Below are 7,816 nucleotides of genomic sequence, written 5' to 3' on the forward strand. Positions count from 1 at the left end.
AGGGGGTGGGGAGAGGTAAGATATAGGACTGTTGAACTCGCGTCTTTTTAATCTGAGGTGTAACATTAATTTTTAGGCTATTCAATACAAAAACTACCTAGATCTTACAGGGGCATGAAAAGATAGACCTAGACCTAGTGCGCATGTGTGGTACTTAACTGATGGATATTCAAGAAAAGCTAGAAAAGCACAGGGAATGGCTGGAAACCGATGGTAAAACTGGGGAGAGGTTTAGTGTGAGTAAAGCCAATCTCAGCAAAGCCAACCTCAGTGAAGCCAACCTCAGTGGTGGCGACCTTAGTGGTACTGACCTCAGTGGCGCTAACCTATTTGATGCCTACCTCAGTAGATCCAACCTTTTCGAAGCCAACCTCAGTGAAGCTAACCTTAAAGGAGCGAATCTCGAAGGCGCTAACCTCAGTGAAGCCAACCTCAGTTTTGCCAATCTAAATGAAGCTAATCTGAATGAAGCCAACCTGATTGAAGCCAATCTTGCGGCAGCCTACCTTAGTAGGGCTAGTCTCTTTGACGCTTACCTCAGTAGAGCCAATCTTGAAGGTGCTTATCTAATTGAAGCTAACCTCTGTGATGCCTACCTGAGTGGAGCTAATCTCCGTAGAGCTAGTCTGATTGAAGCGAATCTCACTGGAGCATCCCTGACTAGCTCCAATCTCAGTAGCGCTAATCTCACGGAAGCAACCCTCTCTGGCGCAAATCTTGAAGGAGCTAATCTTACTGAAGCCAACCTCGAAGGTGCCAACCTCTTTGGTGCAAACCTTGAAGGAGCCAATCTTACTGGAGCCAATCTTACAGCCGCTAACCTTGGCAAGACTAACCTTGCTGGAGCTAGATTTAGTAAAGCCAACCTGTTTAAAACTTACTTTTATCGGGCAACCCTGATGAAGACAGACTTCGCTGCTAGTATATTCTGTAATACGACGATGCCAGATGGTCGCGTTGATAATTCAGGTTGCTGATCGATCGCAGTGTTAATTCTTAAGTTATTAATTCTTAATCAGCGCGATCAGCGCGATCGCTCTTCGATAATCGTCCATTTGCCCCTGTTGTTGAGAGAGGCGGGCAGCCTCATTGAGGTCTACAAGTGCACCTTGGCGATCGCGTAACTTACCCTTGGCAACTCCACGATTGTAAAAAGCAAGGGCACAGTCGGACTTAAGCCGCAGGGCTTCGTTGTAGTCAGCGATCGCACCTTTATGATCCCCTGCTTGAAATTTTTTGATGCCGCGATCGACATAAGAGAGCGCGGTCGCACTTCGGTTATCTTCCGTAGGCGATAGGCGTTGTAGAAAGGAATAATTTACCTCTAAAAATACCAAGATCGCCACGATCGAGAAAATTACCAGAAAGTAAATCATAGACAGGTTATCGGTAATTGGCGATCGGTCATCAGTATTCTGGGAATTGAGAATTCTGAGAATGCTGATGACAACCGAAAACTGACAACTGACAACTAATCGAAATAAAACAGAGTAACGACCTTGCGTTGTTCCTCGGCATCGTTGCAGGTTTGCAGCAAGGTTTGGCTGTCATGATAGGCAAAGCAGATCAACTGCTGGCACTTAGTAATAATCTCTTGGTTGCATGACGCACTCGCCTCAGCCAGAGACATTTGATCGCTTTCACTATGCTCGATTAGATGGATGACATTTTCAAGCTGATCGCGTGACTCTGCAGGCTGTCGAGATAAACTTTGCGGCAAAATCACTGTCAGCAAATTAGGATCGGCGCGCATCGCACCGCGAATCACGGCGAAATTTGTACCTGTTGCGCCAGAGGTAATGATGCGATTCCCAGCCAAGGCAAGTGCGTAGCTGAGTAACTCGATCAGATGCTGATGGGTTAAAGGCACATGCCGCGAGCCCAAGATTGCCACGCGCTTAGAACTCTGCTGCTGAATCGTAGCGAGTTCCTGTAAAAAATCATCAAGCTTTGGTAAATTAATTGACTGAGTCAAGCAAGCCCCTCTCGTTCACTGCTTAATTATGAGATGCCCATCGGGTGACCATAGCAAAACAATATCACCTAACTAACGGTGCTATCCAGATCATCTAGAGCCAAATTCTTTACAGAAATTGCGATCTTGAGAAACTTTTAGATGGGTAAAAGCAAATTTGACCTACTTTTCCACAAAATCTTTAGTTTCTTTTTCGTAAGTCTATATTTTCTGATAACAAGTTTTGCAATGATTATCCTATACTAGATAGGCTAAAAAAGTTTTTATCTTTAAGGAAGGAGTCATGTCTCGATATCGGGGACCACGCCTCAGAATAGTAAGACGATTAGGAGAATTGCCTGGTCTCAGTCGTAAGCAGCCTAAACATGCTTATCCGCCTGGGCAGCATGGGCAAGAGCGCAAAAAGCGTTCGGAATTCGCTGTACGTCTAGAAGAAAAGCAAAAGTTGCGGTTTAACTACGGCTTAAACGAAAGGCAATTGCTACGCTACGTACGAAGAGCCAGACGAGTCAAAGGTTCTACAGGCTTAGTATTGCTGCAACTGTTAGAAATGCGACTAGACAACATTGTATTTCGCCTAGGTTTGGCTCCTACCATTCCCTCTGCTCGTCAGTTGGTCAATCACGGTCACATCACAGTCAACGGCAAAGTGGTATCTATCCCTAGTTATGGATGCCGCCCCGGTGAAGCCATTGGCGTTAAAGATCAAGAAAAATCTCGCAAGTTAGTCGAACATAACCTAGAATTTCCTGGTCTTGCCAACACCCCCAGCCATTTAGAATTTGACAAATCTAAGTTAAGCGGCAAAATCAACGGTTTGGTTGAGCGCGAGTGGGTGGCATTACAAGTCAACGAGCTACTTGTGATCGAGTACTATTCACGTCAAGCCTAATCGTTCGGAGTTCAGCGGTCGCTTTCTTCTGCCCCATCGATTGTTTTGACCAAACGATCGATCTTTGAAGATCTTGATGCACTGAAAAGCTAAATGTTAAGTAAGATTAAGAGCTATGGGCAAACTGCCTGTAGCTTGCGTCTATTTAACTGGGTACAATCTACGAGTTTTAACCTTACTGCTAACTATGCAGTTAAATATTTCCCAGACCGCTCAAGCCGAAATAGATTTACCCGTTCCCCATCACTTTGCTCGGGGATGTCCTCGCAGCGTGCGAATGGATATCGATAACCTCATGCTGGCGATCGAGGCGATCGATCTGCAAGCCATTGAGGCAATGTTGGCACTTGTGCCACAACTTAAACTAGAAGCCGTAATTCCCAATCGAGTTAGCTTTTGGCGACTGCGTAATGCCAATCCCCTGCGGCGTAACTATCAACGCAGTAACCTTGGTTGGGACGAGTTACGAGCTTTGGTAAAGCTAACTTGTGCGATGTCTCAGCAATTCAACACAATTTTGCGCCTCTTGGTCACTACCCATCAGCAGGTTGCCGAAAATAAAATTGAGGCTCTGGGGTTACAGCAAAGCCAGTTTTACTTAGATTTATATGTTGAAAGGTTTTCTTCCCTTTATCTGAGCCGTATGCGATCGCCTTCACCACTTTCTAAGGCTGACATTAAAGAATTAGGTTTGCAATTGTTAACGCAACTCTTGTTTGCTAGCGGCACAGCAGGTGAGCTGAGACTCTGGCATAGTTTGTTTGATGGAGCAACGGCATGATCGTTCAACGTACCTATAGTTTGCCTAACTGTACCCTGCTGATTGAAGGTATTGGGGCGGGCACAGAAGGCGTAGTATCGATGATGACGAACTTTGAGTTTCGTTTTCCTCATTGCCAAGAGCGCATTGTGGGGGGGCGCGATTTAATTAACGCCCTCACGATTTCCGTCAATCTCTATACGCAAGCCCTGCAAAGCGGCGATCTCGTCAGCTTATCCAATGACAAAATTAAGATCGAGCCTGAGGGTAAGTTCCTACATAAATTGCAACTTCCTGCCTCAGAGGCAACGGCGCTCAATGCCCAGCCCTTTCAAATTCAGCTCAATACAGTGCAATTGTTCGATTTAGTGGAAGGCATCGATCAGTTGTGTTTTGATAAGCAGGTTGTCCCAGATTTAACCCTTTCCCTTGACACGGAAGCCTATCGTGCCAAACCACAGCAAGCAGCAAAGCTAGCTCCTGCCTTTGCTGGAGTTGCAAGTCTGGCGATCGCAGCAACAGTCCTATATTTTGTGCCCGTACCAACACCTGCACCGAAGCCTGAAAGAGCTGTACCCGCTCAAACTACTCCTTTATCAACACCATTACCTCCTAAACCTTTCTAACCAAACCCTTTTAAATAGGGCAATATTCAGATTTACAAAGAAGCGATCGCCTAGGCGATCGCTTCTTTGCTGTTTGGAATGTAGCTGCGATCGTGCCTAGCTGCATGATTACTCGGAGGCAATCCCATTCTCAAAAACGACGCCATTTTTTGAATCTTCGCACATAGCGCCGAACTCAAATCCCTAGCTGTTATCGATCTCATGGGAATTGGTAAAGGTTTCTGGCAAAGTTGGCAAATTTTTTGTGTCTAATGCCAAACTATTTGATAATATATATATCCTTACTCTTTGGAGAGGTGGCCGAGTGGTTGAAGGCGGCAGATTGCTAATCTGTTTTACGGCAGGTAACTCCGTAACGAGGGTTCGAATCCCTCCCTCTCCGTTCTAAAGTACTTAGTAAGGTATCACGTTAACTTTTTCATTGAGAGCCTTGGCTCTAGGATCTTCGTAAAATGGGCACAAAATCCTCAAAGGAAAAAGATAAAGAGATTGATATCGACAAGCTCACCGCCGCAGATGTCGCAGAGCTTGCGGCGAGATTAGAAGCCGATGATTATCCTAGTGCGTTTGAAAGCCTACAAGATTGGCATACCCTACGTGCTTTAGCATTTAAAGGTTCTAATTTGATCGAACCTTACTATCACCTGCTCGATATGGAAGCTTTTGACGAGTGCTGATTGACTTTTAGCTTTACACGACCAACCTTTAGTAATAAGAGAGCCAGAAACTTACTCGGTGTTGAGCGTAGAGCCAATGGAGAGAAATGAACGATCCCATATATCGCCCACCCAGTGTTTGGATTACGCAAGTTCTCTTGGTGCTATCCCTGATAAGCTTGGCGATCGCTCTACCAATTGGCTTGTTTCATTGTTCTTCAGCCGATCCACCATTTAACTGCTCATCCCCTCTAGCAATTCACGCATTGCTAATTGGCTTCTTTACATTTGTTATGCTCTTTTTGACTTTCTGGGGACTGCAAAAAAGAAAACGCTATGGTAAATGGTTGGCGGTGAGTTTTCTAATCGGTGGTATGGTAACGGCGATCCCCAAGAGCCCCTCTCTTCAACTGATTTATCGCTCAATCGTCCAATGGCAGCCTCTACCTACTCCGCCCTATGAGTGTTGGCAAAAAGATCATCCATTAAGCATTTCCAGTTATTCTTGCGGCTACAGCAGCTATCCAGAGCTGGTGTTAAGGATAATCTCAGAGATTCTACCTGCATTACTTCTGGGATTTCTGGCATTTCAACTCCTCTACAGCCCTGCTGCTAAACTCTTCTTCCACAAAAATGATTGATCGAGCGGATTTTGGTATAAAAAGTTTATGTTAGCCACCGACTGAGAAGCGATTGCTAATAATCCCGTTGCAAACTGGCTGAATGGCAATGATTGTTGAACCTGAAAAGTACTGACAGCGGATGAGTGGGGTCGCTATTGGGGCTAAAGAATTTATGAATCTCTACCTTGGAATTGACTTTGGCACTTCAGGGGCAAGAGCGATCGCCATTGACGCCGAGGGGAGAATTCACGCTACGGCTAGATGTGAATATAGCATTCGAGATATTTCAACTTGGGAAGCCGCTTTATTTTCACTGCTGGAGCAGATGCCCTTTGACGTAAGACAGGGACTACAGGCGATCGCTGTGGATGCGACCTCGGCTACGGTTTTAGTTACAGATGCCAAGGGGCAACCCGTGAGTCAGCCTCATATTTATAGTGATGCCTGCAACGCTCAGATCGTGGATTTGGTGAAGACCTTTGCGCCTGCGGGGCACACGGTTTTGAGTGCGACCTCTAGTTTGGCTAAGTTGGTGCAAGCGATCGCACAGCTTGCCGATGTTGATCGCGCCACAAATCAATCGAATGCTCCCTATTATTTTTTGCATCAAGCCGACTGGTTGAGCTTTTTGCTCCATGGCAATTTGGGCATTAGCGACTACCACAATGCCCTCAAGCTGGGCTATGACGTTGCGCAATTGTGCTATCCCGACTGGCTGACGCATTGGCTAGAAGCTGAATTACATCGATGCCAGCTTGAAGTCCAACTCCCCAAAGTGTTTGTCCCTGGTCAAGCGATCTCGTTGCTGAAGCCAGAACTAGCCCAAAAGTTTGGTATCCATCCCCACTGTTGGATCTGTGCGGGTACAACCGATAGCACCGCAGCGTTTTTTGCCAGTATAGGTAGTTCTGCTCCGACCGTGGGTGCGGCTGTAACTTCCTTGGGTTCGACGTTGGTTGTCAAGATTTGCAGTCAAGTGCGTTTAGACGATCCTCGTTATGGTTTGTACAGCCATAGGTTAGATACCGATCGCGAAATTCTGTGGTTAGTGGGTGGTGGCTCTAATACGGGTGGGGCAGTTTTAAAGCAGTTTTTTAGCGATCGCGAACTGCAAGAATTCAGCGAGCGCATTCCCGCATCACAACCCAGCCATCTCGATTATTACCCCTTGCCCAGCAAAGGAGAACGCTTTCCGGTTTACGATCCCGATTTACTTCCCCGTTTAACGCCCCGTCCCGACGATCCCGTTGAATTTCTGCATGGCTTGCTGGAAAGTATGGCAAAAATTGAAGCGAGAGGGTACGAACTTTTGCGATCGCTCGGTGCTTCACCTATTGCTCAAATTTACACAGCAGGTGGGGGTGCTAAGAATGCCGCATGGACGGATATTCGCCGACGTTATCTCGCAGTTCCCCTCGTCCCTGCAATTCAAACCGAGGCTGCTTATGGTACAGCTTTACTGGCACAACAAACCATCCTTCAGCCTCAATCGATGTAGTTACCCTACTTGACAAATTGGGGAGCGATCGCTCGATAGGTAGAGATCTGTAAAATTCCCTTTACAAAAGTCAATGAATCTTCTAACTTAGTATCCATGGCGCAAGCCTAAATAAATACTTAATTCATTAGGACTTATACAAGATGACAACTGCAGTACAAAGACGCGAAAGCGCTAGTCTGTGGGATCAGTTCTGCAACTGGATCACCAGCACCGAAAACCGCATTTATATAGGTTGGTTCGGCGTATTGATGATCCCTTGCTTGCTCGCTGCCACCACATGCTTCGTAATCGCCTTCATCGCCGCCCCCCCCGTGGACATCGACGGCATTCGCGAACCCGTATCCGGCTCCTTGCTATACGGCAACAACATGATTTCTGGCGCAGTCGTGCCCTCCTCCAACGCCATTGGCTTGCACTTTTACCCCATTTGGGAAGCAGACAGCCTCGACGAGTGGCTCTACAACGGTGGTCCCTACCAATTCGTCGTATTCCACTTCCTGATCGGCATCTTCTGCTACATGGGACGTGAATGGGAACTTTCCTACCGTCTAGGCATGAGACCATGGATCGCCGTAGCATACAGCGCCCCCGTCGCTGCAGCCACCGCCGTATTCTTGATCTACCCCCTCGGACAAGGCAGCTTCTCTGACGGTATGCCTTTGGGTATCTCCGGCACCTTCAACTTCATGATCGTATTCCAAGCCGAACACAACATCCTGATGCACCCCTTCCACATGTTGGGCGTAGCAGGCGTATTCGGTGGTAGCTTATTCAGCGCCATGC

11 protein-coding genes and 1 tRNA gene are annotated in these 7,816 nt (G+C 46.8%); 9 read left to right on the forward strand and 3 right to left on the reverse strand.

Translation table 11 applies throughout. The features are described 5' to 3' along the window. Positions 1–161 precede the first annotated feature (161 nt). On the forward strand, positions 162–977 hold the full coding sequence (locus ACP2WE_RS19750; protein ID WP_425217257.1) for a pentapeptide repeat-containing protein: 816 nt from the start codon (positions 162–164) through the stop codon (positions 975–977). A gap of 27 nt (positions 978–1,004) precedes the next feature. Here ACP2WE_RS19750 and ACP2WE_RS19755 read toward each other — a convergent pair whose 3' ends face one another. After that, entirely contained in the window at positions 1,005–1,376 is a 372-nt protein-coding gene (locus tag ACP2WE_RS19755) for a tetratricopeptide repeat protein (RefSeq protein WP_425217258.1), read from the reverse strand. 95 nt (positions 1,377–1,471) lie between these two features. Further along, positions 1,472–1,975 (reverse strand): DNA-processing protein DprA, encoded by a 504-nt coding sequence (locus ACP2WE_RS19760; RefSeq protein ID WP_425217259.1) that lies wholly within the window; start codon positions 1,973–1,975, stop codon positions 1,472–1,474. A gap of 283 nt (positions 1,976–2,258) precedes the next feature. Here ACP2WE_RS19760 and rpsD point away from each other — a divergent pair, with 283 nt between their 5' ends. The 3 genes from rpsD (at position 2,259) to ACP2WE_RS19775 (ending at position 4,253) form a co-directional block, all read left to right on the forward strand. Continuing rightward, on the forward strand, positions 2,259–2,867 hold the full coding sequence (gene rpsD / locus ACP2WE_RS19765; RefSeq protein ID WP_330483488.1) for a 30S ribosomal protein S4: 609 nt from the start codon (positions 2,259–2,261) through the stop codon (positions 2,865–2,867). Positions 2,868–2,982: 115 nt separating this feature from the next. Beyond that, positions 2,983–3,648 (forward strand): DUF3038 domain-containing protein, encoded by a 666-nt coding sequence (locus ACP2WE_RS19770; protein WP_425217260.1) that lies wholly within the window; start codon positions 2,983–2,985, stop codon positions 3,646–3,648. Beyond that, positions 3,645–4,253 carry a DUF4335 domain-containing protein gene (locus ACP2WE_RS19775; protein ID WP_425217261.1) on the forward strand — a complete coding sequence of 203 codons (609 nt, stop codon included), beginning with the start codon at positions 3,645–3,647 and terminating at the stop codon, positions 4,251–4,253. Before ACP2WE_RS19770 ends, ACP2WE_RS19775 begins: the two co-directional genes overlap by 4 nt. Positions 4,254–4,303: 50 nt before the next feature. On the opposite strand, the gene ACP2WE_RS19780 is transcribed toward ACP2WE_RS19775, so the two are convergent. Continuing rightward, positions 4,304–4,456 (reverse strand): hypothetical protein, encoded by a 153-nt coding sequence (locus tag ACP2WE_RS19780; protein WP_425217262.1) that lies wholly within the window; start codon positions 4,454–4,456, stop codon positions 4,304–4,306. A gap of 87 nt (positions 4,457–4,543) precedes the next feature. Here ACP2WE_RS19780 and ACP2WE_RS19785 point away from each other — a divergent pair. From ACP2WE_RS19785 to ACP2WE_RS19805, 5 genes are all read left to right on the forward strand, one after another. Next, positions 4,544–4,635, forward strand: a tRNA-Ser gene (locus ACP2WE_RS19785). Between the two features lie 70 nt (positions 4,636–4,705). Next, the gene (isiD, locus tag ACP2WE_RS19790) at positions 4,706–4,930 is read left to right on the forward strand and encodes a protein IsiD (RefSeq protein WP_425217263.1); all 225 of its coding nucleotides are present in this window, start codon (positions 4,706–4,708) and stop codon (positions 4,928–4,930) included. An 86-nt stretch (positions 4,931–5,016) separates the two neighbouring features. Further along, positions 5,017–5,550 carry a hypothetical protein gene (locus tag ACP2WE_RS19795; RefSeq protein WP_425217264.1) on the forward strand — a complete coding sequence of 178 codons (534 nt, stop codon included), beginning with the start codon at positions 5,017–5,019 and terminating at the stop codon, positions 5,548–5,550. A gap of 154 nt (positions 5,551–5,704) precedes the next feature. Continuing rightward, positions 5,705–7,030 (forward strand): FGGY-family carbohydrate kinase, encoded by a 1,326-nt coding sequence (locus ACP2WE_RS19800; protein WP_425217265.1) that lies wholly within the window; start codon positions 5,705–5,707, stop codon positions 7,028–7,030. Between the two features lie 143 nt (positions 7,031–7,173). Continuing rightward, positions 7,174–7,816 (forward strand): photosynthetic reaction center family protein (locus tag ACP2WE_RS19805; protein WP_503473946.1); only part of this gene is annotated, 643 nt, incomplete at its 3' end.

The organism is Tumidithrix helvetica PCC 7403 (genome assembly GCF_965232925.1).
Classification (GTDB): domain Bacteria; phylum Cyanobacteriota; class Cyanobacteriia; order Pseudanabaenales; family Pseudanabaenaceae; genus Tumidithrix; species Tumidithrix helvetica.